Annotated in this window: 25 protein-coding genes and 1 other RNA gene; 10 read left to right on the forward strand and 16 right to left on the reverse strand. The window is 68.6% G+C overall.

Translation table 11 applies throughout. The features are described 5' to 3' along the window. Positions 1 to 67: 67 nt before the first annotated feature. The 5 genes from UUA_RS01715 to UUA_RS01735 all read right to left on the reverse strand — a co-directional run bounded on the left by UUA_RS01715 (position 68) and on the right by UUA_RS01735 (position 4,145). On the reverse strand, positions 68 to 343 hold the full coding sequence (locus tag UUA_RS01715) for a GIY-YIG nuclease family protein (protein ID WP_008433718.1): 276 nt from the start codon (positions 341 to 343) through the stop codon (positions 68 to 70). Positions 344 to 347: 4 nt separating this feature from the next. Beyond that, positions 348 to 977, reverse strand: a complete 630-nt coding sequence (locus tag UUA_RS01720; protein WP_008433719.1) for a glutathione S-transferase family protein — start codon at positions 975 to 977, stop codon at positions 348 to 350. Between the two features lie 75 nt (positions 978 to 1,052). Next, complete coding sequence (locus tag UUA_RS01725; RefSeq protein ID WP_008433720.1) at positions 1,053 to 1,691, reverse strand: HD domain-containing protein; 639 nt, start codon at positions 1,689 to 1,691, stop codon at positions 1,053 to 1,055. After that, positions 1,663 to 2,058, reverse strand: coding sequence for a hypothetical protein (locus UUA_RS01730; protein WP_008433721.1), 396 nt, complete (start codon positions 2,056 to 2,058; stop codon positions 1,663 to 1,665). Before UUA_RS01730 ends, UUA_RS01725 begins: the two co-directional genes overlap by 29 nt. A gap of 230 nt (positions 2,059 to 2,288) precedes the next feature. After that, positions 2,289 to 4,145 carry an ATP-binding cassette domain-containing protein gene (locus tag UUA_RS01735; RefSeq protein WP_008433722.1) on the reverse strand — a complete coding sequence of 619 codons (1,857 nt, stop codon included), beginning with the start codon at positions 4,143 to 4,145 and terminating at the stop codon, positions 2,289 to 2,291. 93 nt (positions 4,146 to 4,238) lie between these two features. Between UUA_RS01735 and UUA_RS01740 the strand changes: the two genes are divergently transcribed. After that, a complete protein-coding gene (locus UUA_RS01740; RefSeq protein ID WP_008433723.1) occupies positions 4,239 to 4,844 on the forward strand; it encodes a class I SAM-dependent methyltransferase in 606 nt (201 codons plus the stop codon). A 60-nt stretch (positions 4,845 to 4,904) separates the two neighbouring features. Here the strand turns inward: UUA_RS01740 and metK are convergent, their stop codons facing one another. The 11 genes from metK to UUA_RS01790 all read right to left on the reverse strand — a co-directional run bounded on the left by metK (position 4,905) and on the right by UUA_RS01790 (position 17,340). Then, positions 4,905 to 6,104 (reverse strand): methionine adenosyltransferase, encoded by a 1,200-nt coding sequence (gene metK / locus UUA_RS01745; protein ID WP_008433724.1) that lies wholly within the window; start codon positions 6,102 to 6,104, stop codon positions 4,905 to 4,907. Positions 6,105 to 6,279: 175 nt separating this feature from the next. Continuing rightward, positions 6,280 to 7,113: a class I SAM-dependent methyltransferase gene (locus UUA_RS01750; RefSeq protein ID WP_008433725.1), complete on the reverse strand. Its 834-nt coding sequence runs from the start codon at positions 7,111 to 7,113 to the stop codon at positions 6,280 to 6,282. An 89-nt stretch (positions 7,114 to 7,202) separates the two neighbouring features. Then, a complete protein-coding gene (gene dusB, locus UUA_RS01755; RefSeq protein ID WP_008433726.1) occupies positions 7,203 to 8,189 on the reverse strand; it encodes a tRNA dihydrouridine synthase DusB in 987 nt (328 codons plus the stop codon). A 46-nt stretch (positions 8,190 to 8,235) separates the two neighbouring features. Beyond that, positions 8,236 to 9,348, reverse strand: a complete 1,113-nt coding sequence (locus tag UUA_RS01760; RefSeq protein ID WP_008433727.1) for a PepSY-associated TM helix domain-containing protein — start codon at positions 9,346 to 9,348, stop codon at positions 8,236 to 8,238. Then, on the reverse strand, positions 9,345 to 10,421 hold the full coding sequence (locus UUA_RS19190) for a TonB-dependent receptor (protein ID WP_153022895.1): 1,077 nt from the start codon (positions 10,419 to 10,421) through the stop codon (positions 9,345 to 9,347). Before UUA_RS19190 ends, UUA_RS01760 begins: the two co-directional genes overlap by 4 nt. After that, on the reverse strand, positions 10,307 to 11,434 hold the full coding sequence (locus tag UUA_RS18490; RefSeq protein WP_008433731.1) for a TonB-dependent receptor plug domain-containing protein: 1,128 nt from the start codon (positions 11,432 to 11,434) through the stop codon (positions 10,307 to 10,309). The genes UUA_RS19190 and UUA_RS18490 overlap by 115 nt, the downstream gene beginning before the upstream one ends. A 107-nt stretch (positions 11,435 to 11,541) precedes the next feature. Next, complete coding sequence (locus UUA_RS01770; RefSeq protein ID WP_008433733.1) at positions 11,542 to 12,822, reverse strand: nucleoside permease; 1,281 nt, start codon at positions 12,820 to 12,822, stop codon at positions 11,542 to 11,544. Positions 12,823 to 12,928: 106 nt separating this feature from the next. After that, entirely contained in the window at positions 12,929 to 13,558 is a 630-nt protein-coding gene (locus tag UUA_RS01775; protein ID WP_050981769.1) for a uracil-DNA glycosylase family protein, read from the reverse strand. Positions 13,559 to 13,620: 62 nt separating this feature from the next. After that, positions 13,621 to 14,994, reverse strand: coding sequence for an FAD-binding oxidoreductase (locus UUA_RS01780; RefSeq protein WP_039953403.1), 1,374 nt, complete (start codon positions 14,992 to 14,994; stop codon positions 13,621 to 13,623). A 58-nt stretch (positions 14,995 to 15,052) separates the two neighbouring features. Next, entirely contained in the window at positions 15,053 to 15,409 is a 357-nt protein-coding gene (locus UUA_RS01785; RefSeq protein WP_008433738.1) for a YraN family protein, read from the reverse strand. Then, positions 15,409 to 17,340: a penicillin-binding protein activator gene (locus tag UUA_RS01790; protein WP_008433739.1), complete on the reverse strand. Its 1,932-nt coding sequence runs from the start codon at positions 17,338 to 17,340 to the stop codon at positions 15,409 to 15,411. Before UUA_RS01790 ends, UUA_RS01785 begins: the two co-directional genes overlap by 1 nt. A gap of 81 nt (positions 17,341 to 17,421) precedes the next feature. Between UUA_RS01790 and rsmI the strand changes: the two genes are divergently transcribed. From rsmI to mraY, 9 genes are all read left to right on the forward strand, one after another. Further along, on the forward strand, positions 17,422 to 18,267 hold the full coding sequence (gene rsmI, locus UUA_RS01795) for a 16S rRNA (cytidine(1402)-2'-O)-methyltransferase (protein WP_039953404.1): 846 nt from the start codon (positions 17,422 to 17,424) through the stop codon (positions 18,265 to 18,267). Positions 18,268 to 18,349: 82 nt separating this feature from the next. Further along, an RNA gene (gene rnpB, locus UUA_RS18495) (RNase P RNA component class A) lies at positions 18,350 to 18,714 on the forward strand. Between the two features lie 322 nt (positions 18,715 to 19,036). Then, positions 19,037 to 19,483, forward strand: a complete 447-nt coding sequence (gene mraZ, locus UUA_RS01800; protein ID WP_039953406.1) for a division/cell wall cluster transcriptional repressor MraZ — start codon at positions 19,037 to 19,039, stop codon at positions 19,481 to 19,483. Between the two features lie 42 nt (positions 19,484 to 19,525). Beyond that, entirely contained in the window at positions 19,526 to 20,452 is a 927-nt protein-coding gene (gene rsmH / locus UUA_RS01805; protein WP_008433744.1) for a 16S rRNA (cytosine(1402)-N(4))-methyltransferase RsmH, read from the forward strand. A gap of 26 nt (positions 20,453 to 20,478) precedes the next feature. Then, positions 20,479 to 20,718, forward strand: a complete 240-nt coding sequence (gene ftsL, locus UUA_RS01810; RefSeq protein ID WP_039953407.1) for a cell division protein FtsL — start codon at positions 20,479 to 20,481, stop codon at positions 20,716 to 20,718. Next, entirely contained in the window at positions 20,718 to 22,532 is a 1,815-nt protein-coding gene (locus tag UUA_RS01815) for a peptidoglycan D,D-transpeptidase FtsI family protein (protein WP_008433747.1), read from the forward strand. The genes ftsL and UUA_RS01815 overlap by 1 nt, the downstream gene beginning before the upstream one ends. Beyond that, positions 22,529 to 24,091, forward strand: a complete 1,563-nt coding sequence (locus UUA_RS01820) for a UDP-N-acetylmuramoyl-L-alanyl-D-glutamate--2,6-diaminopimelate ligase (protein ID WP_008433749.1) — start codon at positions 22,529 to 22,531, stop codon at positions 24,089 to 24,091. The genes UUA_RS01815 and UUA_RS01820 overlap by 4 nt, the downstream gene beginning before the upstream one ends. After that, positions 24,088 to 25,461 (forward strand): UDP-N-acetylmuramoyl-tripeptide--D-alanyl-D-alanine ligase, encoded by a 1,374-nt coding sequence (locus UUA_RS01825; protein ID WP_008433751.1) that lies wholly within the window; start codon positions 24,088 to 24,090, stop codon positions 25,459 to 25,461. Before UUA_RS01820 ends, UUA_RS01825 begins: the two co-directional genes overlap by 4 nt. Next, a complete protein-coding gene (gene mraY, locus UUA_RS01830; protein WP_008433752.1) occupies positions 25,451 to 26,533 on the forward strand; it encodes a phospho-N-acetylmuramoyl-pentapeptide-transferase in 1,083 nt (360 codons plus the stop codon). Before UUA_RS01825 ends, mraY begins: the two co-directional genes overlap by 11 nt. Positions 26,534 to 26,609 lie beyond the last annotated feature (76 nt).

Consider the following 26,609-nt stretch of genomic DNA (forward strand, 5'->3'; position numbering starts at 1 on the left):
CGGGCGATGCTTTGAAGTCCGGGATTCAGGATTCGCAACAGCAAAAGCATCGCCCGCGAGCGGGCTCCTACGACGCGTGCGTGGTGGCGAAGTGGAGGGCCGCGATGCGTTCGGCGCGTGGCAACCGCTTCCACGCCATCTCCAGCTTCAGCGCCTCGCTGCGACTGGCCACCCACACCCAACCCAGCAAATGCCGCGGTGGGTTGGAGCGGGTGAAGCGCGCGCCCTTGCCGCTGAGGTGTTTCGCGTAGCGTTGTTTGGGGTCGCGCGCGATGCCGGTGTAGACGCGGCCATCGGCGCATTCGAGCAGGTAGACGGCCCAGGTGTCGGCGCCGTCGCTCATGCGTTCAGGCCCACTCGACCAGGCCTTCGGCCTCGCACGCCTGCTTCCACGACGTGCGCGCCTTCAGCCGTGTGGCCAGCGCGGCCAGGTGCGGCCACTCGGTGGCGGGCTTGGGCATGTTGCGCGACCAGCGCATCAGCATCAGCGCGTACAGGTCGACCAGGCTGAAGCGGTCGCCGAGCATGTACGGACCGTGCTCGGCGAGATGCGCGTCGATCTTTGACCAGCATTTCTCGATGCCGGCGCGGGCCGCCTGCTTGACCGTGTCGGCACCCTCGGGCAGGTGGTCACCGGGATAGAACCATTGGCGGAACAGCGGTTGCAGGTTGTTGGCCAGGTACAGCATCCATTGCAGGAACTCCGCACGCTGCGCGCTGCCGGGGGCCGGCGCCAACGCGGCTTCCGGATGCCGCTCGGCCAGCAGCATCGCCAGCGCCGCAGCCTCGCCGTGCGGCACGCCATCGACCACCAGGGTCGGCACCACGCCGTTCGGGTTGATCGCCAGGTACGCCGCGCTGCGCTGCTCGCCCTTCTCGATGTCGATGCGCTTGAGCTCATGCGGCGCGCCGATTTCCAGCAGCGCCAAGTGCACCAGCAGGTTGGCCGAACCGGGGGCGTAGTAGAGCGTGTACATGGTGGGTTTCCGTGGAGACAAGTCAGCAATTGTACGCCGCGGCAAGCCATCCAGTTCTGCCCGGTGCGGGTTCCGTCAGCGCCGTCCTTCCAGTTCGGCGATGGCATGCTGAAGGTTCACTATGGCCTGCTGTTCCATTGCATCAGGAAAGCAATCGCTGGTGTAGATTTTCGGCCGTTCCAGCAAGCTGCGCAGGATCGCCGCCCGCTTTTTCCGATAGAGAAACGCAGACACGAGTTTGTATTCCTGTCGCACTTGCTGCTCATAGCGCGCGTACACCGGCGGACTCGCGCCAAGTATCGACAGGTCGATGTCCACCAGTGCGGCCTCATCCCTGGTTTGCGCAGAGCCTGTGTGACGGGTGGTCATGATGAGCCGATGCACGCGGGTGGCAGCATCCGTGGCCACACCGTTATCCCGCATGAAAGCAGTGGCCCAATCTGCGCTGCGCAGTTCGTTGTCGTGGGACAGGGGTTTGTAGATCGCGTCATGGAACCACAGTGCGATCTCCACTTCATGAGGAGCATCGAGCCGAGCAGTGGTCAGGTCCAGATGCCGCAGGCACGCCGAGATGTGTTCGGCCGTGTGGTAATGGCGCCAGCTTTCCGAGTAGGCAGCCACCAGTGTGTCGAAAACCTCATGCCTGCGTGGGAAGCCCCAGGCAGTCATCAGCCGCGACCAGCGCTCAGGCGTCATCTGTGAGTCGTGGAGCATCGTCCCTCCTCAATCCGAAGGCCTGCAGCAGGTTCTTGCCAGCCAGCACGGCGTACAACCATGCCTTGCGCCAGCGGTTGCCAAGCAGAATGACATGAACGTGCCATCCCTTCTCGCGCCTTGCGCTGTACCCGCTGTAGAGAACCGTGAAGGCTTCGGTGTCGTTGAGCAGTTCCTGTGACAGGCGTTGTGCCTGGCGAATGCCAAAGTCGAGCATCTCGGCCACCTCCTCGGCCGATGGCTGACCTTGGCTCTTCGGGAAGGTCAGCAAGTAGTAATTCGGAATCAGCTCGTTCCGGATGGCGGAAAGCTCACAGCGCCGGCCGGAGGCCAGGTGAAGGGTTTTCATCTTCGGGGTGGTGGGCACGTCGAGTTTCCTTCGTCCATGGTCAGGGAAGGCCGGAGCAATCGGTTTCTTGCAGCAGGAAGCTTTTCAACAGCTGCAGGATTGGTCAAGCAGAGTCACCCTGTCTCCGCACGCCTTCATTGGGAGGCGCTGGATCCCGGCTTGACCGGCCTTCGGTCGTCATGAGGCGCCTCGCTGGGATGACGGGCAAAACGCGACTTCCCTCCCACGTTCAGGCAGAGGCTGCGCGCTCAGCCGTCCAGTTCCGACCAGCGTACATAGGCCGCGTCGAGTTCGGCCTGCAGCGTCACCAGCGCTTCGTTCGCCTTGACGATGGCGGCGCTGTCCTGCTGGAAGAACGCGGACCCGTTCATCGTCGCGGTGCGCGCGGCGATGTCGCCTTCCAGTTGCTCGATGCGTTTCGGCAGCTGTTCCAGTTCGTGCTGTTCCTTGAAGCTGCGCTTGCGCTTCGGCGCAGCCGGGGCAACGGGAGCCGGTGCGGTAGATTTGCCCGCAGTGGCGGCACTGCGCGGTGCCGGCCGCTGGCGCAGCCAATCGCTGTAGCCGCCCACGTATTCGCCGATCTGGCCTTCGCCTTCCAGCACCAGCGTGCTGGAGACCACGTTGTCGAGGAAGGCGCGGTCGTGCGAGACCAGCAGCAGGGTGCCCTGGTAGTCGGTGAGCAGTTCTTCCAGCAGTTCGAGCGTCTCGACGTCGAGGTCGTTGGTCGGTTCATCCATCACCAGCAGGTTGGACGGCTGCGCGAACAGCTTGGCCAGCAGCAGGCGGTTGCGCTCGCCGCCGGACAGGCGGGTGATCGGCGCGCGAGCGCGCTCGGGCGAGAACAGGAAATCCTGCAGATAGCCGATGATGTGCTTGCGCTGGCCGTTGAGCTCGATGTACTCGCGGCCCTCGGCCACGTTGTCCAGCGCGTTGAGCTGGTCGTTGAGCTGCAGCCGGTGCTGGTCGAAATAGGCGACCTGGATGCCGGTGCCCAGCTCTGCGGTGCCGCGTTGCGGCTGCAGTTCGCCCAGCATGATCTTCAGCAGGGTGCTCTTGCCGGCGCCGTTCGGACCGATGATGCCGATGCGGTCACCGCGCATGATGGTGGTGGAAAGGTCGTCGATCAGCACACGGCCGCCGTAGGCCTGGTGCACGTGCTTGAGGTCGATCACCTTCTTGCCGGAAGACTGCGCGTTGGCCGCGGTCATCCTGACGTTGCCATTGAGGTTGCGCCGCTCCGCACGCTCCACACGCAACGCCTTCAGCGCGCGCACGCGGCCTTCGTTGCGCGTGCGCCGGGCCTTGATGCCCTGGCGGATCCACACTTCCTCCTGCGCCAGCTTCTTGTCGAACAGCGCGTTCGCCTGCGCTTCGGCGTGCAGGCGCTCCTCGCGCCGGCGGAGGTAGTTGTCGTAGTCGCCCGGCCAGTCGGTCAGTGCGCCGCGGTCGATTTCGACGATGCGGGTGGCCAGCGCGCGCAGGAAGCTGCGGTCGTGGGTGACGAAGATGATGCTGCCGGCGAACTGCTTGAGGAAGCTTTCCAGCCAGCCGATCGCCTCGATGTCGAGGTGGTTGGTCGGCTCATCCAGCAGCAGCACGTCGGGCTTGCGCACCAGTGCCTGCGCCAGCAGCACGCGGCGCTTCATGCCGCCGGACAACGCGGCGAAGTCGGTCTCGCCGGGCAGCTCCAGCTGGGTGATCACGTCGCTGACGCGGCGATCCAGGTCCCAGCCGTGCTGCGCCTCGATCTGGTGCTGCACGTCGCCCAGCGCATCGAAGTCGCCGGTATCGAGCAGGTGGTGATAGCGCGCCAGCAGCCGGCCGAGGTCGCCCAGGCCCTCGGCGACCACGTCGAACACGCTGCCTTCGGTGCCGTGCGGCACTTCCTGCGCCATCCGCGCGACCACGATGCCGTTCTGCACGCGCACCTCGCCGTCGTCGGCATGCAGCTCGCCGGCGATCAGCTTCATCAGTGTGGATTTGCCTTCGCCGTTGCGGCCGACGATGCATACCCGCTCGTTCGCCTCGATCGACAGATCGACATGTTCGAGCAGGAGCGGGCCGCCGATGCTGAAGTCGACGCGTTGCAGTTGGATAAGGGACATACTGCAATTGTAGATGGCCGTGGCCGTCGGTGACATGGGTATCCAGGCGCGCGGAGCGGGATCATCGATCCATGCAGACATCGGGAGTTGCGCATGAACCAGTGGGATGAGCGTTACGCCGGGGAGTCGTTCCACTTCGGGACGATGCCGAACGCGTTTCTTGCGGCGCAGCGGCATCGCCTGCCCGCCCGCGGGCTTGCCCTGGCGGTGGCCGACGGGGAAGGGCGCAACGGTGTGTGGCTGGCCGAGCAGGGCCTGGACGTGCTGGCGGTGGATGCCTCGCCGGTCGGGCTGGACAAGAGCCGGCGGCTTGCCGCGGGGCGCGGCGTCTCGCTGCGTTACGAGCTTGCCGATCTGGCGACCTGGGATTTCGGTCGCGAGCGCTTCGACGTGATCGTCGCGATCTTCATCCAGTTCGCCGCGCCGGCGCTGCGCACGCGGATATTCGCGGGCCTGGGCGACGCCCTGAAACCGGGTGGCCTGCTGTTGCTGGAAGGCTATCGCCCTGAACAGCTCGCTTACGGTACCGGGGGTCCACCGATCGCGGAGAACCTGTACACCGAGGCTATGCTGCGGCAGGGCTTCGCCTCGCTGCAGATCGATGAGCTGGCGGCTTACGACGCGCCGATCCACGAAGGACGCGGCCACGACGGCATGTCGGCGTTGATCGATCTGGTGGCGCGCAAGCCGTTGCGTTGAGTGGACAAAAAAACGGGCCGCGCGAGGCGGCCCGTTCCTGTCGGCGGCTGAGGCAGCGGCCTACTTCAGTTTTGCATCCTTGCGCAGCGCCTCGGCGCGGTCGGTCTTCTCCCACGAGAACGTGGTGTAGGACTTGCCGTTGGCGTCCTTGACCAGCTGCGGGGTGCGGCCGAAGTGGCCGTAGCTGGCGGTCTGCTGGTACATCGGGTGGATCAGGTCGAGCATCTGCAGGATGCCGTACGGACGCAGGTCGAAGTGCTTGCGGATCAGCTTCTCGATCTTGTCGTCGCTGATCTTGCCGGTGCCGAAGGTGGTGACCGAGATCGAGGTGGGATGCGCCACGCCGATCGCGTAGCTCACTTGCACCTCGCAGCGGTCGGCGATGCCGGCGGCCACGATGTTCTTCGCCACGTAGCGCGCGGCGTAGGCGGCCGAACGGTCGACCTTGGACGGGTCCTTGCCGGAGAACGCGCCACCGCCGTGACGGGCCCAGCCGCCGTAGGTGTCGACGATGATCTTGCGGCCGGTCAGGCCGCAGTCGCCCACCGGGCCACCGATGACGAACTTGCCGGTAGGATTGATGTGGATCTTGGTGCCCTTGTGCAGCAGCTTGGCCGGAAGCACGGGCTTGAGGATGGTCTCGCGCACCGCCTCGATCAGGTCCTTCTGCTTGACCGACGGATCATGCTGGGTCGACAGCACCACGGCGTCGATCGCGGTGGCCACGCCGTGCTCGTAGCGCAGGGTGACCTGGCTCTTCGCATCTGGGCGCAGCCACGGCAGCGGCGAGTTCTTCCGCTTGCGGACTTTTGCCTGCTGCTCGACCAGCCGGTGCGAGTAGTAGATTGCCGCCGGCATGAAGTCCTTCGTCTCGTTGGTGGCGTAGCCGAACATGAGGCCCTGGTCGCCGGCGCCCTGGTCTTCCGGGTTCTTGCGGTCCACGCCCTGGTTGATGTCCGGCGACTGCTTGCCGATCAGGTTGATCACGCCGCAGGTGGCGCCGTCGAAGCCGACGTCGCTGGAGTCGTAGCCGATGTCGACGATCACCTTGCGGGTCAGCGCCTCCAGGTCGATCCAGGCGCCGGTGGTGATCTCGCCGGCGACGATCGCCACGCCGGTCTTGACCATGGTTTCGCAAGCCACGCGGGCGCGCGGGTCCTGCGCGATGATCGCGTCGAGCACGGCGTCGGAGATCTGGTCGGCGACTTTGTCCGGATGGCCTTCGGAGACCGATTCGGAGGTGAACAGGTAGTTGGACATCGCGGTTTATATCCCTTCGTACGGATAGAAAGATAAATGAAGTCGGGCATGATACATCGCCGCCCCCGGTTTTGCAGCTTGCGGCGATTCTGGCGGCTGCCGGGTTAGGCCCGTGTTCAGTCGTTTGGACGGCTTTACGGCCTGCTGCGGCGCTGCGGGGCGGCACGCGCATGACTCAGTAGGGGCTCGCGCGCGCCTGCACGAACGCGAAGAAGAACACCGCATCGGGGTCGTTGCGGACCGCCTGGAGTTCCGTGCGCATGCCTGCGACCGTGGCGGCCTCGACCTTTCCGGCCAGCACCAGCTGTTCGGCCGCCGACAGCAGCAGCTCTTCCCAGAATTCGATCATGTGCTTGCGGCGCGCCGGCTGGCGGTTGTCCAGATGGATGCTCTTCACTTCCGTCTGCACGTCGCGGTAGCCGCCGGCCAGCAGCAGGTTGCCCAGCTTGGCGCCGATGAACGGGTCGCCGCCGCTGTCGTACTGGTAGTCGTTGAAGGCCATCCAGTAGCGCAGCAGGTTCGGCGAATAGGGGTCTAGGAAGAAGGAGGAGTTCAGCACCTCGGTGACGTAGACAGTGGCGCCGGGGCTGAGCACGCGGCGTACCTCGCTGAGTACGCGCGCCGGGCTGGGCATGTGCTCGAGCACCCAGCACAGGTAGGCCGCATCGAAACTGCGTTCGGCGAAGGGAAGGTCCGTGGCGTCGGCCTGCTGCAGGGTATAGCGCGTCGCGCACCAGGGGGTTTGCGCCAGGTTGTGGCTGGCGGCGGCAAGTTGCGCGGCGGAGCGGTCGATGCCGGTGACGTGCAGTTGCGGAAACCGTCGCAACAGGATTTCGGTCTGGGCGCCAACCCCGGAACCGACTTCCAGCAGGCGCGTCGCGTCGCTGTAGTCGATGTGGCTGAACAGGCTGGTTTCGAACATGTGCGCCTGCCGCACCAGCCGCGACTGCTCCTCCGCGGAAAAGCCGTGGATATAGGGGAATTCACCTGCGGTCGTGCTGCTGTTCATCGTCGACGTTCAAGGAGCCGCTGCTGCCGGCTACGGTACTCCTCCGCCATGGCCGCGGGGCGCGGTCGACGATTCTGCGGCGACCGCGTTCAGGCCGCCAGGCGCGCCTCGTCCTGCAGCGCGGCGAAGTAGTCGCGGGTCAGGCGCAACTGCTCGGCGGCGTTCTCGGCGCGGTTGACCACCTGGCGGAAGGCGGCGTTCTCGGCGCGGTCCTTCGCATACCAGCCCAGGTGCTTGCGCGCGATGCGCACGCCGGCTTGCTCGCCGTAGAACGCGTGCAGATGTTCGAGGTGGCCGAGCAGGATCGCGGCGACCTCGGCCGGTTCCGGTTCGGGCAGCAGCTCGCCGGTGGCCAGGTAGTGGGCGATCTCGCGGAAGATCCAGGGCCGCCCCTGTGCGCCGCGGCCGATCATCACCGCATCGGCGCCGGTGGCGGCGAGCACCTGCTTCGCCTGCTGCGGGGTGCAGACGTCGCCGTTGGCCAACACCGGGATGCGCACCGCGGCCTTCACCGCGGCGATGGTCGCGTACTCGGCCTCGCCCTCGTACTTGTCGGCGCGGGTGCGGCCGTGCACGGCCAGCGCGGCGATGCCGGCGTCCTCGGCGATGCGCGCGATGTTCAGTGCATTCCTGTTGTCGCGGTTCCAGCCGGTACGGATCTTCAGCGTCACCGGCACGTCAACCGCATCCACCACTGCCTTCACGATGCGTGCCACCAGCGGTTCGTCCTGCAGCAGCGCCGAGCCGGACCACACGTTGCATACCTTCTTGGCCGGACAGCCCATGTTGATGTCGATCAGCTGCGCGCCGTTGGCGACGTTGAAGCGCGCCGCCTCGGCCAGCATCGCCGGATCGTAGCCGGCGATCTGCACGCTGACCGGCTCCGGCTCGCCGGCGTGGTCCATCCGGTGCAGCGACTTGCGCGTATGCCACAGCTTCGGGTCGGCGTTGGTCATCTCCGACACGGCCAGCCCCGCGCCTAGCCGCTTGCACAGCAGACGGAACGGCTTGTCGGTGACGCCCGCCATCGGGGCGAGCACCACCGGCGGGTCGATGCGGTAAGGGCCGATTTGCATCGGCGCATTGTAGCCGCGCCGGTTCGTGCGCGATGAATCGGGCCGTTCAACCGCGCCGCCGCGTCCGCGCGCGCCAGAACAGGAAGCCGGTCACCAGGAAGAACGGCGGCAGCACGCCGGTCACGGTCACGGTGAGCCGCCACGCCCGGCCGCCGACGCTGCCCGAGTGCAGCGGGTAGACCGCGTTGTTGATGCGCGTGCCGACGCCATCGGCGGTGGCGTCATGGCTGCCCAGCACGGTGGCGTTCCAGGGATCAAGCCAGATCGTGCTGCGCCCGACCGGGTGCCATTCGCCGGGCGCCTGCGCGCGGATCGCCAGCTGGCCGTTGCCGGCTGCCGGCAGCGTCACGCGGTGCAGGGTGGCGCCGGGCAGCGCCCGTTGCGCGGCGGCCAGCACGGCGGCCCAGTCGATCGGGGTATCGCGCAGCGCGATCGCCGCCGGTGGTTTCGGCGGCGGCGGTTCGGCGAACACGGCGCGCAGCAGCCGGCCGGTGCCGGCGCCGTAGACCATCAGCGTGCCGGTGAGGCTGACCAGCAGGATCAACGGCAGGGTGAGCACGCCGGCACTGCGGTGCCAGCTCAGCCAGCGCCGGGTGGGCGGCTGCGCGTGCGGGCGCAGGCTGGCGGCGAGGTTGCGTCGTCCCGGCCACCACAGCAGCGGCCCGGACAGCAGCAGGCACAGCGCCAGCCAGCCGAGCACGCCCAGCACTTCCTCGCCGGTTTTGCCGGCCAGCAGGTGGGTGTGCCACTCGCGCACTACCTGCAGCAGGTCGCCGCGCGGCGCGCGCGTCAGCAGCAGTTCGCCGCTGGCCGGGTCGAGATAGCGGCGCGTGCCATCGCCGAAATACAGCTGCCACACCGGCAGGCCGGGCAGCGGCAGGTCGGCCGCGCGCAGGCCTTGCGGCTGCCATTCCGCGGCGATGCGCGAGAGCACTGCCGCGCGTTGCGCCGCGTCGGGCAACGCGTGCCCGGCGAGCTGCGGGTAGGCCGCGCGCAGCCACGGATGCTGCCAGGCGAGCAGGCTGCCGCTGAGCGCGATCAGCGCATATGCCACGCCGACGCTGAGGCCGAGCCACAGGTGCAGCCGCTGCAGCCACTGTCGCGTGCGTCCGCGCAGTCGCCAGGGCGTCGGTTCGGCGGTGGCAGCCCGCCCGCTCAAAACACCTGCTGCCAGGTCAGCGAGACCACGCGGCCGCGGCCGGCGAAGTAGGAGTCGTTGTCGCCGACGGTCTGCGCGACGTAGTTGATGTATTGCTCGTTGGCGAGGTTCTGCACGCCCAGCGTCCAGTCGCCGGCGCCGCCGGTGTGCCACTTCAGGTAGGCGTCGGCGGTGCTGTAGCCGTCAAAGTGCGCGCTGCGACGGCCCAGCGTGGCGAAGCCGCGGCTATAGGCGTGGCTGACTTGCAGGTAGCTCGACCAGGCGTCGTTCCAGCGCTGCGTCCACGACAGGTTGAGCCGGTTCGGCGCGATGTTGGCGCCGTCGAGGTCGGAGTCGACCTGGCCGTCGCCGTTGCGGTCCGAGCGGCCGCGGTTGATCGCGAAGGAGGCATCGAGGCGCGTGCCGGCCAGCGGCTGCCAGTTCGCGCGCGCCTCCCAGCCGCTGATCGCGGTGCGCTGGCGCATCACGTTGTAGACCTGGTTCGGCGCGTCGAACACCAGCACCGAACCCAGCCGCGAACGCGAGACGTAGTAGCTGACCCGCGCGCCCACGCGGTCGGCGGCGTACTCGGCGCCCGCCTCGCGGTTGTCCGAGACCACCGGCTTCAGGTCGAGGAAGCTGGCCACGCTCTGGCCGGGCTTGTTGATCGCGCGCAGCACGCGGCCCACGTCCGGCAGGGTGTAGCCCTCGGCGTAGCTGGCGAACAGGTTGAGCCGGCCGCTGAGGTACCAGACCGCGCCGAGGTTCGGCAGGGTCTTGCTGAAGCTGGGCGAGCCGCCCTGCACGGTGACGCCGCGGTAGGCCGCCAGGGTGCGGAAGGTCGGCACCTTCAGCGTGCCGTGTTCGCGGCGCAGGCCACCGGACAGCGACAGCGATTCCAGCGGCCAGTATTCGGCCTGCAGGAACGGCGCCCAGCCGGTGTAGGTGCTGCTGGGCACCCAGTGGCGGCCGGTGTGGGTTAGTTCCTGGTAGGTGCGGTCGCGGTAGCCGTCGGCGCCAGCCAGCATGGTGAGCGTGCCGTCGAGCAGGCCACGCTTCGCCCACGACAGCCGCGCGCCGTCCTTGGTCGACACGTTCTGCGACTGGTCGAACAGCAGGCCCGGGCCGTAGGCCGGGTCCTGGAAGGTGTGCCGAAGGTGCCGCCGCCGAACAGCTCGCGGTTCTTCTGGTGATAGAGCTGCGCACGCAGTTCGCCGCCGGCCAGTTGCGGGTCGCGGTAGTCGAGGCTGCTGGTCAGCACGCGGTTGCGCGGCGCGTCGCCCGGCTGCTTGCCGCGCACCGAGGTGGTCGGCAGGTTAGCGGCTTTGTTGCCCGGCACGGCGGTGTAGTCGCCGTTGTCTTCGAGGTCGAAGCGGTTGACGGTGAGCTGCAGACGGCGTCCGCCGGCGAAGTCGTAACCGAACTTGGCGAAGCCGTCGGTACTCACCGAATCCATGAGGTCGCCCTGGGTGCCGTCGACGCCGATCAACCGCCCCTTCGCGTCCGAGTACATGCTGCGCTGGCGCCACGCCGCGCCGGCGACCAGGTCGAACGCGCCGCTGCGCGCGGCAAGCAGATACGAGGCGCCGTAGCCCAGCCCGTTGCCACCGCGGGTGGGTGCGCTGGTGCTGGCGGTGACGTCCTGGCGCACGCCATCCTGCTTCGGCGCCTGCTTGGTGATGATATTGATGATGCCGCCAGCGGCGCCGAGGCCCTGCATCGAGTTGGAGCCTTCGACGATCTCGATGCGCTCGATCATCGCCGGGTCGATGGTGTAGGCATCGCGCGAACCGTTGCGCAGAGGGCTGGATTGCGGCACGCCGTCGATCATGTACAGCGGGTTGCGCCCGCGCAGGGTCTGCCCGCGCGAGCTGAGCTTCTGCGTCGAGGGGGCGAACGAGGGCAGCAGGTTGCCGATGGCGTCGGAGAGGTCCGGGTTGATCGCCAGCTGCTGGTGCAGGTCCTCGGCGGTGATCACCGTGATGGTGGTCGGCAGCGCGCCCTGGCTCTGCGGCATGCGCAGCGTGCTCTCGGAAACCTCGATGCGCCGGAGTTCGACGGCATCCTTCTGGTCGGCAGCATGGGCGATGCCGGCGAGGGCGAACACGAGGGCAAGGGCGAGCGGTGGATGACATGGGGCCTCCGGTTGGGGAGGCGCATGTTAAATGAAAATGATTCGCAATAACAAACGCCGCCGCACCTGCTTCGCCCGGTTCAGTGTGTCGGCACGGCCCGTTGTGCCGCGAGTGGGTCGTGCCGGTGCTTGAACAGCGGCACGAACAGCACCGCCATCACCAGCGAGTAGCCGGCGAACGCCAGCCAGATGCCGTGCCAGTCCTTGCAGATCGCCACGGCGTCGTCGCATTGGTGGTTGGTGAAGAAGTGGTCGATCACGAAGCCGGCGATCAGGCTGCCGAGCACCGCGCCGACGCCGTTGGTCATCAGCATGAACAGGCCCTGCGCGCTGGCGCGGATCTTCGGGTCGGCCTGGCTTTCCACGAACAGCGAGCCGGAAATGTTGAAGAAGTCGAACGCCATGCCGTAAATGATGCACGAGAGCACGATCATCCACAGCCCGCCGGCCGGGTCGCCGAACGCGAACAGGCCGAAGCGCAGCACCCAGGCCAGCATGCTCATCGTCATCACCGCCTTGATGCCGAAGCGCTTCAGGAAGAACGGGATGGTGAGGATGAAGGCGGTTTCGGAGAATTGCGAGATCGAGATGATGATGGTCGAGTACTTCACCGCCAGCAGGTTGGCGTACTCGGGCACCTTGACGAAGTCGCTGAGGAAGGCGTCGCCGTAGGCGTTGGTCAGCTGCAGCGCCGCGCCCAGCAGCATCGCGAAGAGAAAGAACACCGCCATGTTGCGGTTCTTGAACAGCGTGAACGAGGTCAGCCCCAGTCGGTCGGCGAGGCCGCGGCCTTGCGCGCCGCGCAGCCGCGGTGGGCACTTGGGCAGGGTGAAGGCGTAAAAGCCGAGCAGCAGCGAGGCGGCCGCGGCCACGTGGAACTGCGCCGGCGAAGCTTTGAAGCCGAGCAGGCTGGTGGTCCAGGTCGCGGCGATGAAGCCAATGGTGCCCCACACGCGGATCGGCGGGTAGGTACTCACCACGTCCAGGCCGTCCTGCTTGAGCGCGTTGTAGGCCACCGTGATCGCCAGCGAGATGGTGGGCATGTAGAAGCACATGTTCAACAGCATCACCCAGAACATCTGCTCCGGGTCGCGCACGTGCGGGATTGCGAACAGCACCACCGCGCCGGCGATCTGCAGCATGCCGTACAGGCGTTCGGCGTTGATCCACTTGTCCGCCACGATGCCGACCAGCGAGGGCATGAACAGCGAGGCGATGCCCATGGTCGAGAAGATCGCGCCGAAGCTGGTACCCGACCAGTGCTGGGTCTGGAACCACCAGGTGCCGATGGTCAGCAGCCACGCGCCCCAGATGTAGTACTGGAAGAAATTGAGTACGGTAAGGCGGAGCTTGAGGCTCATGGACGAGGTTTCCCCTGCAAGGCCGGGGTCGACCCCGTGGCCACGATGTCGTGGCAGGGCAGGTTAGACGACGCCGGCGCCAAGCGGCAAGGTGCGATGCGGCAGCTCAATCGGTGTCGGCCAGCGCCGCGGCCACGCGCTTGCGCAGCACCGGCAGCAGCTCGGCCTCGAACCACGGGTGGTGCATTACCCACGGGCGGTTGCGCGGGCTCGGATGCGGCAGCGGCAGCACGCCGCGGGCCAGGTGCGTGCGCCAGTTGCGCACGGTGTCGGTGAGCGTGGCATCGCGCGCGTCGCCGAGCATGCCCACCTGCGCGTACTGGCCGATGGCGAGCGTCAGTTGCACGCCGGTGAGCAGCGAAAACAGCCGCGGATGCCAGATCGCCGCGCACGCCGGCCGCGGCGGCAGGTCGCCGCTCCTGCCCTTGCCCGGGTAGCAGAAATCCATCGGCACGATCGCCACGCGATCGGCGTCGTAGAACGTGGCGCGGTCGATCCGCAGCCAGTCGCGCAGGCGCTCGCCGCTGACGTCGTCGAACGGGATGCCGCTCTCCTCCACCTTGCGCCCCGGTGCCTGGCTGACGATCAGCAGGCGCGAGCGTGTGGAAGCCTGCAGTACCGGCCGCCGCCCCGGCGGCTGCTGCATCGCGCAGGTATGGCCGCAGCGGATCTCCGCCAGCAAGGCGTCGAGGCTGTGTTGCTGTCGAAGGCCGCCCGTGCTTTTCCTGTTTCCCATCTGCAACCACTCCCGCTACCGCGTTCGCGTGTCCCGTAACCCGAAACCCCGTACTCCGCCGCTCAAGGCAGCAACTTCCCGGGGTTGAGGATGCCGTCGGGATCGAACGCGGCCTTGATGTCGCGCATCAGCCCCAGCGTGGCCGGTTCCAGCGCCAGCGGCATGAACTCGCGCTTGACCAGGCCGATGCCGTGTTCGCCCGACAGCGTGCCGCCCAGCGCCAGCACCAGCGCGAACAGCTCGGGCAGCGCCGCGTAGGCGCGCTCGATCTCGTCCACGTCGCGCGGCAGCAGGTTCACGTGCAGGTTGCCGTTGCCGGCGTGACCGAAGCACACCAGCGGCACCGCGTGTTTCGCCGCCAGCGCCTGGGCGCCGTCCACCAAGGCGGGCAGGCGGCTCACCGGCACCGCCACGTCCTCGTTGATCTTGTGCTCGGTCACCGTGCGCTGGGCGAACGAGAGCGCCTTGCGCGCCGCCCACAGCGCGGCGTTTTCGCCGGCGTCGGCCGCGATATCCAGCGCTACCAGGCCTTCGCCGCGCGCCGCGCGCGCCACCGCGTCCTGCGCAAAGCCCACGGTCTCCGGGGTGCCATCGACCTCGATCAGCAGCAGCGCACCCGCCTGCGGAACGTCGGCGTCCGGCGCGTGGTCGCGCGCCAGCTTGAGCGCCAGCGCATCCATGAACTCCAGCGCCGCGGGCGTTACCGGCTGCGCCATGATGCGCGCCACCGCCTGCGCCGCGCTGGCCGTGTCGCGATAGGTGGCGCGCAGCGAGCGCACGACGGGAGGCCGCGGCGTGAGCTTGAGCGTGGCCTCGGTGACGAGCGCCAGCGTGCCTTCGGAGCCGACCAGCAGGCGTGTGAGGTCGTAGCCGGTGGAATCCTTGGTGGTGTGCGTACCGGCGACGAAACCCGCGCCAGTGCCGGCCACCGCGCGCAAGCCCAGCACGTTGTCGCGGGTGGCGCCGTACTTCACCGCGCGCGGGCCGCCCGCATTGCAGGCAAGGTTGCCGCCCACCGTGCACCACGGGGCCGAACCCGGATCGGGCGCCCAGAAGAAACCGTGCGGCGCCAGCGCCTGCTGCAGCGCCTCGTTGGTGACACCCGGCTGCACCACCGCAAGGCGATCGTCGGGAGCAATGTGCAGGATGCGGTCCATGCGGATGAAGCTCGCCACCACGGCGCCCGCCGCCGGCACCGCGGCGCCGGTGGAGCTGGTGCCGCCGCCGCGCGCGGTGAGCGGCACGCGATGTTCGCGACAGGCGCGCACCAGCACCTCTACCTGTTCGTGCGAGGTGGGGAACACCACGGCCTCGGGCAACTGCTCGTAGCGCGAGTTGTCGCGGGCGAACGCGCGTCGCTCGGTCTCGCGGATGGCGAGCGCGTCGTCGGGAAAGATCTCGCGCAGGCGCGCGAACAGTGCATCAGGCAGGGGCATCAGCCAAGCGTAATCCACTCGCGGGAAGAAATTGCTGCGCCAGCTCAGTCGAATCTGATCAGCCGGCTTCGAACGCGCCGCGCAACCATTCGCGGCGGATCGCCTCAGGCGGGCCGTCGTAGCTCACCACGTCGAAGCGGCAGTTGCGCCGCGCGTGCTGCGGATGCGCGGCGAGCCAGTGCTGCGCGGCAAGAATCAGCTTCGCCTGCTTGGCCGCGGTGACCGAGGCAACGGCATCGCCGTGGCTGGCGCTGCGCCGGTAGCGCACCTCGACGAAGACCACGGCGTCGCCGTCGCGCATCACCAGGTCCAGCTCGCCGTGGCGGGTGGTGTAGTTGCGCGCCAGCAGTTTCAGGCCGGCGCGTTCCAGCTCGCCGCAGGCGCGCTGCTCGAAATCGTCGCCGGCGGCGCGCATCAGTTCGCGGCGGGCTGGAAGGTTCCGCTCGGCACGGAACCCGCCGGTGCCGGCTCGGCGCTGGCGGGCGGGGCGTTCGAGGGCGCGTCGTCCAGCTGCAGGCTGCCGCCCAGCGGGCGCGCGAGGCCATTCTGGAACTGCGCCCAGATCAGCACCCGGCGTACCCGGCCGAACTGGTCGGCGGCGAGCTGGCCGCTGGCGCCGGGCACGTAGCTGCCCGGGTGGGCGCGCAGCCATTCCAGGTAGGGCACCAGGTTCCAGGCGTCCATGCCGAACGCGAACAGCCGCGCCGCGCCGCCGCGCGCGGCCGGCAGCCGCGCGGCGACGCCGTCGTGGTTGGGCAGGCCGGGCTGGGCGTCGAACAGCCACGGCGCGTCGCAGAACTCCACCCCGTCAAGGTCGCGGTTCGCGGCGACGTCGTCGCTGCCTTCGTAGACGTGCGAGGTGGCGATCACCGGCAGGTTCACCTGTGCGATGCGCAATTGCGGCAGCAGCAGGCGCGCCTGCTCCGGTCGCATGCTGATGAAGATGCCGGTGTCGCCTACCGCGCCGCTGGCAGCAGGCGCCGCGGTGGTGCCGGCTGCCGCAGGCTGGACCGGCGCCGCCGCTGCATTGGTGCCGACGGGAAGCTTCAGGCCGGCGATGAGGCTGGCGTAACTGGTGACGCCCGGCGGCAGGGTGACCATGCCGGCCAATTCACCGCCGCGCGCCGCCAGCTCGGCCTTGAACGCGCTGGCGGCGCGCTGCGCGAAGTCGTCGGTGGAAACCACCGCATAGACCCGGCGCAGGCCGCGCTCGACCATGTGGTCGGCGGCCTGGGCGCCTTCGGTCTCCGGCAGCAGGCCGAATTCGCTGGCGTCGCCGGCAGGCAACTGCTTGTCGTCGGGGTGGTTCAGCGCCAGCAGCGGCACCGGCAGCCGCGGCTGACTGAACACCGCGGCAACCTCACCGCGAGTCAGCGGTCCGACCACCAGTCGGGCGCCGTCGCTGACCGCCTGCTGGTACGCCTTGACCGCGCCGTCGGCGGTGCCCTGGCTGTCGTAGACGCGCACCGACGGGCGCGGTGCGTGATTGCGCCCGGCGTCGAGGTAGGCGGCGAAGAAGCCTTCGCGGATGGCCGTGCTTGCCGCGGCGTAATTGCCGTCGCTGGGCAGCAGCAGCGCGACCTGGCTGGGCGCCTTGTAACCCTCGCGCACGTTCGCGTTGGCGCCGGGCAGCAGGGTGCCGACCGGCTGCTGCAGCTCCGGCGGCGGCTGCGCCACGGCGACGCCGAGCCGGCTCAGCGCTTCGTTCACCCACGGCAGCATGCGGTCGCCGCGCTGCATCGCGGCGGCACGCTGCTTGAGCGAGTCGACACCGACCTGGCCCAGCAGGTCGAGCACCTGCTGGCGGTTCTGGGAGTGGTCGTAGCCGCTCAATTGGCCGTCCATCTGCACGCGGGTGCGGGCGGCGCCCCAGGGGTCGCCGCTGGCCGCCATGGCGCGGGCACGCCACTCGAGCAGGCGCAACTGCAGTGGCGCGGGCACCGTCACGTTCGGCTGGGTGGTCAGCCGCAGCGCGGTGGCGGCGTCATGCCGGTTGAGCGCGAGCTCGGCCTGCAGCAGGTCGAAGCGCAGCGGTTCGTCGCCGCTCAGGCGCTGGCGCTTGATGTCCGCCAGCACCGGGATGACTTTGTCGAGCTGGCCTTCCTCGCGCCATGCTTCGGCGGCCAGCAGGCGGTAGCTGTCGGCATGGCCGCGCGATTGCGCGGCGAGTGCCAGCCACGCCTGCGCGGCCTGGTCGAACTGGCCCTGGCGGGACAGCGCCTCGGCGCTCTGCGCGGCGGCGAGCTCGGCCGGCGAGCGCGGCGTATTGGCCGGCACGCAGGCCACCAGCACCAGGGCGGCCAGCAGTGCGATCGCGGCGACGCGCGAGAGGCGCATGAAGCGCATGGGAGTTCCCTTGTTCGTCATGGTCGTCAATGCGCGATCATAGCGGATCGACTTGCCGGCTTACGGCGCAGGAGTTTGCAGATGTCAGCACAAATGGGCTGCCTGTGGGTGGTCGCCACGCCCATCGGCCACCGCGACGATCTTTCCGCGCGCGCCATCGACACGCTGCGCCAGGTGGCGGTGATCGCGGCCGAGGACACCCGCCACAGCCGGCCGCTGCTGGTGCATCACAACATCGACACGCCGCTGATCGCGCTGCACGAGCACAACGAGCGCGAGGCGGTGGAAGCGATCGTGCGCCGCATGCAGGCTGGCGAGGCGGTGGCGCTGATCTCCGATGCGGGCACGCCGCTGATCAGCGATCCGGGTTTCCGGCTGGTGCGCGCCGCGCGCGCCGCCGGCATCCGTTGTATTCCGGTGCCGGGCGCCTGCGCGGCGATCGCCGCGCTGTCGGTGGCCGGCCTGCCCAGCGACCGTTTCGTGTTCGAGGGTTTCCTGCCGCCGAAGGCGGCGGCGCGGCGCAGCCGGCTGCAGGAACTGGCGGGCGATGGGCGCACACTCATCTTCTATGAGTCGTCGCACCGCGTTGCCGAAAGCCTCGCCGACATGCGCGACGTGTTCGGCGCCGGGCGCGAGGCGGTGCTGGCGCGCGAGCTGACCAAGCTGTTCGAGACGGTGCTCGGCAAGCCGCTGGCGGAGCTGGCCGAACGGGTGGCGAACGATCCCGACCAGCAACGCGGCGAATGCGTGATCCTGGTCGCCGGTCGCGGCGAGGAGGCCGACGCGAAGCTGGCCGAGGGCCAGCGCGTGTTCGCCATCCTGCGCGAGGAACTGCCGCCGGCGAAGGCGGCCAAGCTCGCCGCCGCGATCAGCGGCGCGCCGCGCAAGCTCTTGTATGGCGAGCAGGGAACAGGGAATCGGGAATAGGGGAATCGGAAAAAGCGCGGCGCGCGAGCTTTTGCTTCTTCCCATTCCCTATTCCCGACTCCCGGCCACTACAATGGCCAGTGGAGTCGGCCGGACAGTCGCGTCGCACGCAAGTGCATCGAGGAAAGTCCGGGCTCCGCAGGGCAGAGTGCCAGGTAACTCCTGGGCAGCGTGAGCTGACGGCCAGTGCAACAGAGAGCAGACCGCCGATGGCCTCGCAAGAGGATCAGGCAAGGGTGAAAGGGTGCGGTAAGAGCGCACCGCGTACGGGGCCAACGCCGTACGGCACGGTAAACCCCACTCGGAGCAAGACCAAATAGGGGAACGATAACGCGGCCCGCGTTGTTCCCGGGTAGGTTGCTGGAGCCAGGCGGCGACGCCTGGCCGAGAGGAATGACTGTCGCGCCGCAAGGCGTACAGAACCCGGCTTACAGGCCGACTCCACCTCGTTCCCGCCTTCGTCACCACCGCAACCGCATCGCGGTGGTGACGAAGGCGCTTGTGTGAACGGTGGTTCATCCAGGAACGCCAGCGCGGGCCGATATGGCCGGGTTTCGCCCGGTTCGGGCGCCATGCGGCGCATTTTAATTTATAAAAAATTCCCTGCTTTCAAACACCTTGCTGGTGTTCCTCAGAAAATGCTGCACATGTGGTCAGTATTCTGCCTTTACTCCTTGATTCACAAGCGAAATTCCCTTGACAGTCTCATGGGGCGAGATTATCGTGGGCCCCAGTGTGAAATCGTGGGTTTTAGTGGAGTCCATTGAACGTGTTCCAGGGCGAAACCGCCATCACCGTTGACGACAAGGGCCGCCTGACCATCCCGACCGCTTATCGGGAGCAGGTGGCGGGCGAGTGCGCCAATCGTCTGGTGATCACCTACAACCCGTTCGAGCCGGGCTGCCTGTGGCTGTTCCCGTACGCGGCGTGGGAGCTGGTGCGCGACCAGGTCAACGCGCTTTCCAAGGTGGTCAAGGCGCATCGCGACATGCAGATGAAGCTGGTCGGCGCGGCCGCGGTGGTCGAGCCCGACTCGGCGGCGCGGGTGCTGCTGCCGGCCAGCCAGCGCGCCACCACTGGCATCGAGAAAAAGGCGGTGCTGCTGGGCATGGGCGACAAGTTCGAGCTGTGGAGCGAGCAGGAACACCTCAAGAAGATCCGCCAGACCATCGGCGAAGCGGAGATCACGCAGGCAATGGCGGAATTGCGCCTGTAAGGCGCGATCGGCATGTGGGCGGGACGGGAGCGGGAGTGCGGCATGGCCGAGCAAGTTTTGCGGCACATCCCGGTGATGCTGGGTGAAGCAGTGGAGGGACTCGCCGTGCAGGCTGGCGGGCGCTATCTCGATGGAACCTTCGGTCGTGGCGGTCACGCCCGCGCGGTGCTGTCGCGCCTGGGCTCCAGCGGCCGGCTGCTGTTGATGGACCGCGATCCGACGGCGATCGCCGCCGCGCGAGCCGAGTTCGCCGGTGATCCGCGCGTGGCGATCCGCCACGCGAATTTTTCCAGCCTGGCCGAGTGGGACGAGACCGCCGCCGGCCTCGATGGCGTGTTGCTCGACCTCGGCGTGTCCTCGCCGCAGCTGGACGAAGCCGCACGCGGCTTCAGCTTCATGGCCGACGCGCCGCTGGACATGCGCATGGACCCCAGCCAGGGCGAGAGCGCCGCGGAATTCCTGGCCCAGGCCAGCGAGCGCGAGATCGCCGACGTGCTGTGGCATTACGGCGAGGAACGCCACAGCCGGCGCATCGCCCGCGCCATCGTGGCGGACCGCGACGCCACCCCGTTCACCCGCACCGGCCAGCTGGCCGCGCTGATCGAGCGGGTGGTCGGCCGGCGCGAGCCGGGCAAGCATCCGGCCACGCGCAGCTTCCAGGCGCTGCGCATCCGCGTGAACGGCGAGCTGGATGCTCTCAAGCAAGGGCTGGACGCGGCGCTGGAGCGGCTCAAACCCGGCGGCCGGCTGGCAGTGATCAGTTTCCATTCGCTGGAAGACCGCGCGGTAAAACTGTTCATCCGCGACCACTCCGGCCGCGTGCAGAACAGCCGCCGCGGGCCGCCGGTGCAAGTCGCGCCGGCGCGGCTGACCGCGGTCGGCAAGGCGCAGTTCCCGTCCGCGGCCGAGCAGGCGGCGAACCCGCGCGCTCGCTCGGCCGTGCTGCGCGTGGCGGAGAAGTTGACGTGAGGGCGCTCGGCGCCCTGAGCCTGCTGATGCTGCTGATCGCGGTGCTGGCCAGCGCGCTCGGCGTGGTGTGGACGCGCCACGAGAGCCGCGTGCTGTTCGTCAACCTGACCGCGCTGCAGAACCAGCGCGACGAACTGAACATCGAGTACGGCAAGCTCGAGCTGGAGCAGGCCACCTACGCCGAACCGCGGCGCATCGACGACGAGGCCCGGCAGAAGCTGGGCATGGTCGACCCGCGTCCGCAAGACATCCGGTTGCTGCGCTGATGAGCTGGCGCAACCACAGCACTCCCGCCCAGCCCGGTCGCCGCCGCGGCGCCGGCCCCAGCGCGCGCCGGCGCCTGGTGGTGGTGGTCGGCCTGCTCGGCCTGGTCTCGGTCGGGCTGGTGGCGCGTGCGTTCGACCTGCAGGTGGTGCGCAAGCAGTTCTACCAGCGCCAGGGTGACGCGCGCTTCCTGCGCGAGATGCCGATTCCGGTGTCGCGCGGCACCATCTTCGACCGCAACGGCGAGCCGCTGGCGGTGTCGACGCCGATGATGTCGATCTGGGCCAACCCGGCCGAGGTACTGGACAGCGACGAGCGCATCCCCGCGCTGGCGCAGGCGCTGGGGGTGGACGCGGACAGCCTGAAGGCGCAACTGGCGCAGCGCTCGGACCGCGAGTTCGTCTACCTGCGCCGGCAGATGGCGCCGGCCGCGGCGCAGGCGGTGCTGGACCTGGGCATTCCCGGCATCAATGGCCAGCGCGAGTTCAAACGCTACTACCCCTCCGGCGAAGTGACCGCGCACGTGCTCGGCTTCACCAACATCGACGACCGCGGCCAGGAAGGGCTGGAGCTGGCCTACGACGACTGGCTGGCCGGCAAGCCGGGCGCGAAGCGCGTGATCCGCGACCGCATGGGCCACGTGGTAGAGGACATCGAGCAGGTGCGCGCGCCGAAGCCGGGGCAGAACCTCACCCTCAGCATCGACCGCCGCATCCAGTTCCTGGCCTACAGCGAACTGAAGAACGCGCTGGAGAAATCGCAAGCCGACTCCGGCTCGATCGTGGTGCTCGACGTGAAAACCGGCGAAGTGCTGGCGATGGCCAACCTGCCCACCTACAACCCGAACGCGCTCGGCGGCAGCCGGCCCGGCCAGCGGCGCAACCGGGCGATGACCGACGTGCTCGAACCCGGCTCCACCATCAAGCCGGTCCTGATGGCGGCGGCGCTGTCCAGCGGCAGGTACACGCCGACCAGCCCGATCATCGACACCACCGGCGGGCACTGGTACTTCCAGGGCCACGACATCCACGACACGCACAATTACGGGCTGCTGACGCCGACGGGGGTGATCACCAAGTCGAGCAACGTGGGCGCGGCGCGCATCGCGATGACGCTCGACACGACACTGATGTACGACACCTACCGCGCGTTCGGCTTCGGCAACAGCACCGAGAGCGGCTTCCCCGGCGAGGCCGCCGGCTCGCTGCGCATCGGCCGCAGCTGGCGCCCGCTGGAGAAGGCCATTCTCGGCTACGGCTACGGCCTCAACGTGACCGTGTTGCAGCTGGTCAATGCCTACGCCACCATCGCCGATGGCGGCGTGATGCACAGCCCGAGCTTCATCAAGGGCGGCGACGCCACCTCCAAGCAGATCATCTCGCCGGAAGTGGCGGGCCAGCTGCTGCGCATGATGGAGACGGTGACCGGCCCGGGCAGCACCGGCACACTGGCGCGCATCGCCAACTACAGCGTGGCCGGCAAGACCGGCACCGCGCACAAGGCCAGCATCGGCGGCTACGCCAAGAGCAACTACACCTCGGCATTCGCCGGCATCGTGCCGGCGTCCAATCCGCGCCTGGCTGCGGTGGTGGTGATCGACAACCCGCAGAAGGGCAGCTACTACGGCGGCACCGTGTCGGGGCCGGTGTTCTCGCGGGTGATGGAAGGTGCGCTGCGCCTGCTCGACGTGCCGCCGGACAACATCGGCCGCTGGTACGTGGGCGGTCCGCTGCAGAACGTCGACGGCCTGGTTGGCAGCAAGCCGCCGGTCGATGCGCCGATCGACGACGCCCCGGTCGACGAGGACACGCCATGAGCAGCGGCCACCTCGACCAGTTGCTGCTGGGCATCGCCGACGCGCCGATCGCCGCGGCGCCGGAAGTCGGCCGCATCGTGGTGACCGGGCTGAGCCTGGATTCGCGCCGGGTGCAGCGCGGCGATGCGTTCTTCGCCCTGCGCGGCGGCCACGCCCATGGCATCACCTTCGCCGCTGGCGCCGTGCAGCGTGGCGCACGGGTGGTGCTGGCGGAAGCGCCCGCGCCAGGTGAGTCCCTTCCCTTGTCTGCAGGGGAACGTGCCGAAGGCGGAAGGGGTCGACTGCCCCAGGCGGTCGACGAGGTTCCCGTGCTGTGGATCGACGGCTTGCACGGCCAGGTCAGCGAGATCGCCGCGCGCTTCTACCGCCGCCCCAGCGAGTCGATGCGGATGGTTGGCGTCACCGGCACCAACGGCAAGACCTCGTGCGTGCAGCTGCTGGCGCAGGCGTTGACTCTGCTCGGCCACCGCGCGGCGTCGATTGGCACGCTCGGCGCCGGCGTGCATGGCCAGTTGCACGAAGGCGAGCGGACCACGCCCGACGCGGTGACGGTGCAGGCGCTGCTGGCGGAATTCCGCGACGCGGATGTCAGCCACGTCGCGATGGAGGTGTCCTCGCACGCCCTGGAGCAGGGCCGTGTGGCGGCGGTGGATTACGAGGTGGCTGCGTTCACCAACCTCACCCGCGATCACCTGGACTACCACGGCAGCATGCAGGCCTATGGTGCGGCGAAGGCCAAGCTGTTCGCCTGGCCGGGCCTCCGCAGCGCAGCGATCAACATCGACGACGCGTTCGGTCGCGAGCTGGCCGGGCAGTTGCCTGCCGACGTCGAGCGGCTGCGTTTCAGCATGGCCGGCGACGACGAGGCGGAAGTCGCCGCCAGCTCGATCGTCAGCTCGGCCGAAGGGCTGGCGTTCCTGCTGCGCACGCCGTGGGGCACGCGGGCGGTGCGCAGCCAGCTGATCGGCCGCTTCAACGTGGCCAACCTGCTGGCCGTGGTGGCCTGCCTCGGCGCGCTGGGTGAGCCGTTCGCGCGCATCGTCGAGGTGGTCGCACAGCTGCAGCCGGTGAACGGGCGCATGAGCCGGCTCGGCGGCGTGCAGGGCCAGCCGCTGGTGGTGGTCGACTATGCGCACACGCCGGATGCGCTGGAGCAGGCGCTGACCGCGGTGCGCGCGCATTGCGCCGGCAAGCTGATCTGCGTGTTCGGCTGCGGCGGCGAGCGCGACGCCGGCAAGCGTCCGCTGATGGGCGCGATCGCGGCGCGGCTGGCCGACGTGGCGATCGTCACCGACGATAACCCGCGCGCCGAGGACGGCGACGCGATCGTGGCGCAGATCGTCGCCGGCATGGCGGCGGCGCGCGCGATGGCGGTCGAGCGCGATCGCGCTACGGCAATCGCTGATGCGCTGCAATTCGCGCGGCCTGGCGATGCGGTGCTGATCGCCGGCAAGGGCCACGAAACCTACCAGGAGGGCGCCGCCGGCAAGCGACCGTTCGACGACATGGCGGTGGCCCACGCGGTGCTCGCGCGGATCGGCAGGGAGGCACGCCCATGATGCAGCTCGCCGCCATCGCGTTGTGGACCCACGGTCGCCTGCTCGGCAGTGACGTCGAGGTGACCGGCGTCGCCATCGACACGCGCAAGCTCAAGCCCGGCGACCTGTTCGTGGCGATCAGGGGCGAGCGGGTGGACGGCCACGACTACCTGGCCGAGGCCGCCGCGCGCGGCGCGGTCGCTGCGCTGGTGACGCGCAAGGTCGACAGTGCGCTGCCGCAGCTGCTGGTGGACAGCGCCGAACTGGCGCTCGGCGACCTGGCCAGCGCGGTGCGCGCCCAGCGCAACGTGCGTGTGGTGGGCATCACCGGCTCCAACGGCAAGACCACGGTGAAGACGCTGGTCGCCTCGATCCTGTCGCGGCACGGCCGCACCCACGTCAGCGCGGGCAACTTCAACAACGAGCTGGGCCTGCCGCTGAGCCTGCTGGCGATGCCGCAGGACACCGAGTACGCGGTGTTCGAGATGGGCGCCGGCAAGCCGGGCGACATCGCCTACCTGGCTGCCATCGCACGGCCCGATATCGGCCTCATTACGCTCATCGCGCCGGCGCATCTTGCGCGCATGGGCAGCATCGAGGGCGTGGCCGAGACCAAGGGCGCGCTGTACCAGGCCTTGCCGGCCGACGGCATCGCGATCATCAACGCCGACGACGCGTTCGCCAGTTTCTTCACCGGCCTGGCCGGCGCGCGCAAGGTGCTGCGCTTCGGCCTCGACCAGCCGGCCGACGTAGGCGCCGACATCATCGAGCAGCGTGTGGACGGCTCGCGCTTCGTGCTGAGCACGCCGCAGGGCGATGCCGAGGTGGCGCTGCCGCTGCCCGGCCGTCACAACATCGCCAACGCACTGGCCGCCACGGCGGTGGCGCTGGCGCTGGACGTGCCGCTGGACACCATCGTGACCGGGTTGGAGCAGGTGCCCGGCGTGGCCGGCCGGCTGCGCCGCGAAGTGGTGGCCGGCGGCTGGACGCTGATCGACGACAGCTACAACGCGAACCCGAGCTCGATGGCGGCGGCGATCGACACCCTGCTGCTGGCTGGGGGCGAACGCTGGCTGGTGCTGGGCGACATGGCCGAGCTGGGTGCGGATGCTCGCGCGCTGCACGCTGGCATCGGCGAGCGTGCGCGAGCGCGTGGTGTCGACCGGCTGTTCGCGGTCGGCCCGCTCGGCGCGGCCACGGTCGAGGCGTTCGGCGCGGGCGGCGAGCATTTCGAGGACAAGGCGGCGCTGATCGCCGTGCTGCAGGCGCAACTGCACGCGGGCGTCACCTGTCTGGTGAAGGGTTCGCGCTCGGCCGGCATGGAACAGGTGGTGGCGGCGCTCGGCGGTCATGCCGGCAAGAACAAGGGGGGCGCATCCGATGCTGCTTGAACTGGCCGACTGGATGGCACGGCATTTCACCGCGCTGCATCTGTTCCAGTACATCACCTTCCGCACCATCATGGCCGCGCTCACCGCGCTGTCGCTGTCGCTGCTGTGCGGGCCGTGGCTGATCAACCGGCTGGCCGCGCTGAAGGCCGGCCAGGTGGTGCGCAGCGACGGTCCGCAGACGCACCTGGTCAAGGCCGGCACGCCGACCATGGGCGGCGTGATGATCCTGCTCTCGGTCACCGTGGCCACCTTGCTGTGGGCCGACCTGCACAACCGCTACGTGTGGGTGGTGCTGGCGGTGCTGCTGAGCTTCGGCGCGATCGGCTTCTACGACGACTACCGCAAGCTGGTGCTGAAGGACAGCCGCGGCCTGGCCAGCCGCTGGAAGTATTTCTGGCAGTCGGTGTTCGGCCTCGGCGCGGCGCTGTTCCTCTACCACACCGCCCAGCTGCCGGCGGAGACCGCATTGTACGTGCCGCTGTTCAAGCACGTGGTGCTGCCGCTGGGGCTGTTCTTCGTGGTGATCACCTATTTCATGATCGTGGGCTTCTCCAACGCGGTGAACCTCACCGACGGGCTGGACGGCCTGGCGATCATGCCCACCGTGCTGGTTTCCGGTGCGCTCGGCGTATTTGCCTATCTGGCCGGCAACAAGGTGTTCTCCGAGTACCTCGGCATCCCGTCGATTCCGGGCGCGGGCGAGCTGGCGATCTTCACCGGCGCGTTGTCCGGTGCCGGGCTGGGCTTCCTGTGGTTCAACACCTATCCGGCGCAGGTGTTCATGGGCGACGTCGGGGCGCTGGCGATGGGCGCGGCGCTGGGCTGCGTGGCGGTGATCGTGCGCCAGGAGATCGTGCTGCTGGTGATGGGCGGCGTGTTCGTGATGGAAACCGCCTCGGTGATGATCCAGGTGGCGAGCTTCAAGCTCACCGGCAAGCGCGTGTTCCGCATGGCGCCGATCCACCACCACTTCGAACTGAAAGGCTGGCCCGAGCCGCGGGTGATCGTGCGCTTCTGGATCATCAGCGTGGTGCTGGTGCTGATCGGCCTTGCCACGCTGAAGGTGCGTTGATGATGAGAGCCGGGAATAGAGAATCGGGAATAGGGAATAGGAAGAGCGGGCAGGCGCGCGCTTTTGCCGATTCCCT

The organism is Rhodanobacter thiooxydans LCS2, from assembly GCF_000264375.1.
GTDB lineage: Bacteria > Pseudomonadota > Gammaproteobacteria > Xanthomonadales > Rhodanobacteraceae > Rhodanobacter > Rhodanobacter thiooxydans.

Excerpts from the sequence above, each read along its gene's own strand:
- UUA_RS01715 (WP_008433718.1), bottom strand. The coding sequence starts at position 343 with ATGAGCGACGGCGCCGACACCTGGGCCGTCTACCTGCTCGAATGCGCC.
- UUA_RS01720 (WP_008433719.1), bottom strand. The coding sequence starts at position 977 with ATGTACACGCTCTACTACGCCCCCGGTTCGGCCAACCTGCTGGTGCAC.
- UUA_RS01725 (WP_008433720.1), bottom strand. The coding sequence starts at position 1,691 with ATGCTCCACGACTCACAGATGACGCCTGAGCGCTGGTCGCGGCTGATG.
- UUA_RS01735 (WP_008433722.1), bottom strand. The coding sequence starts at position 4,145 with ATGTCCCTTATCCAACTGCAACGCGTCGACTTCAGCATCGGCGGCCCG.
- UUA_RS01740 (WP_008433723.1), top strand. The coding sequence starts at position 4,239 with ATGAACCAGTGGGATGAGCGTTACGCCGGGGAGTCGTTCCACTTCGGG.
- metK (WP_008433724.1), bottom strand. The coding sequence starts at position 6,104 with ATGTCCAACTACCTGTTCACCTCCGAATCGGTCTCCGAAGGCCATCCG.
- UUA_RS01750 (WP_008433725.1), bottom strand. The coding sequence starts at position 7,113 with ATGAACAGCAGCACGACCGCAGGTGAATTCCCCTATATCCACGGCTTT.
- dusB (WP_008433726.1), bottom strand. The coding sequence starts at position 8,189 with ATGCAAATCGGCCCTTACCGCATCGACCCGCCGGTGGTGCTCGCCCCG.
- UUA_RS01770 (WP_008433733.1), bottom strand. The coding sequence starts at position 12,822 with ATGAGCCTCAAGCTCCGCCTTACCGTACTCAATTTCTTCCAGTACTAC.
- UUA_RS01775 (WP_050981769.1), bottom strand. The coding sequence starts at position 13,558 with ATGGGAAACAGGAAAAGCACGGGCGGCCTTCGACAGCAACACAGCCTC.
- UUA_RS01780 (WP_039953403.1), bottom strand. The coding sequence starts at position 14,994 with ATGCCCCTGCCTGATGCACTGTTCGCGCGCCTGCGCGAGATCTTTCCC.
- UUA_RS01785 (WP_008433738.1), bottom strand. The coding sequence starts at position 15,409 with ATGCGCGCCGCCGGCGACGATTTCGAGCAGCGCGCCTGCGGCGAGCTG.
- UUA_RS01790 (WP_008433739.1), bottom strand. The coding sequence starts at position 17,340 with ATGCGCTTCATGCGCCTCTCGCGCGTCGCCGCGATCGCACTGCTGGCC.
- rsmI (WP_039953404.1), top strand. The coding sequence starts at position 17,422 with ATGTCAGCACAAATGGGCTGCCTGTGGGTGGTCGCCACGCCCATCGGC.
- rsmH (WP_008433744.1), top strand. The coding sequence starts at position 19,526 with ATGGCCGAGCAAGTTTTGCGGCACATCCCGGTGATGCTGGGTGAAGCA.
- ftsL (WP_039953407.1), top strand. The coding sequence starts at position 20,479 with ATGCTGCTGATCGCGGTGCTGGCCAGCGCGCTCGGCGTGGTGTGGACG.
- UUA_RS01815 (WP_008433747.1), top strand. The coding sequence starts at position 20,718 with ATGAGCTGGCGCAACCACAGCACTCCCGCCCAGCCCGGTCGCCGCCGC.
- UUA_RS01820 (WP_008433749.1), top strand. The coding sequence starts at position 22,529 with ATGAGCAGCGGCCACCTCGACCAGTTGCTGCTGGGCATCGCCGACGCG.
- UUA_RS01825 (WP_008433751.1), top strand. The coding sequence starts at position 24,088 with ATGATGCAGCTCGCCGCCATCGCGTTGTGGACCCACGGTCGCCTGCTC.
- mraY (WP_008433752.1), top strand. The coding sequence starts at position 25,451 with ATGCTGCTTGAACTGGCCGACTGGATGGCACGGCATTTCACCGCGCTG.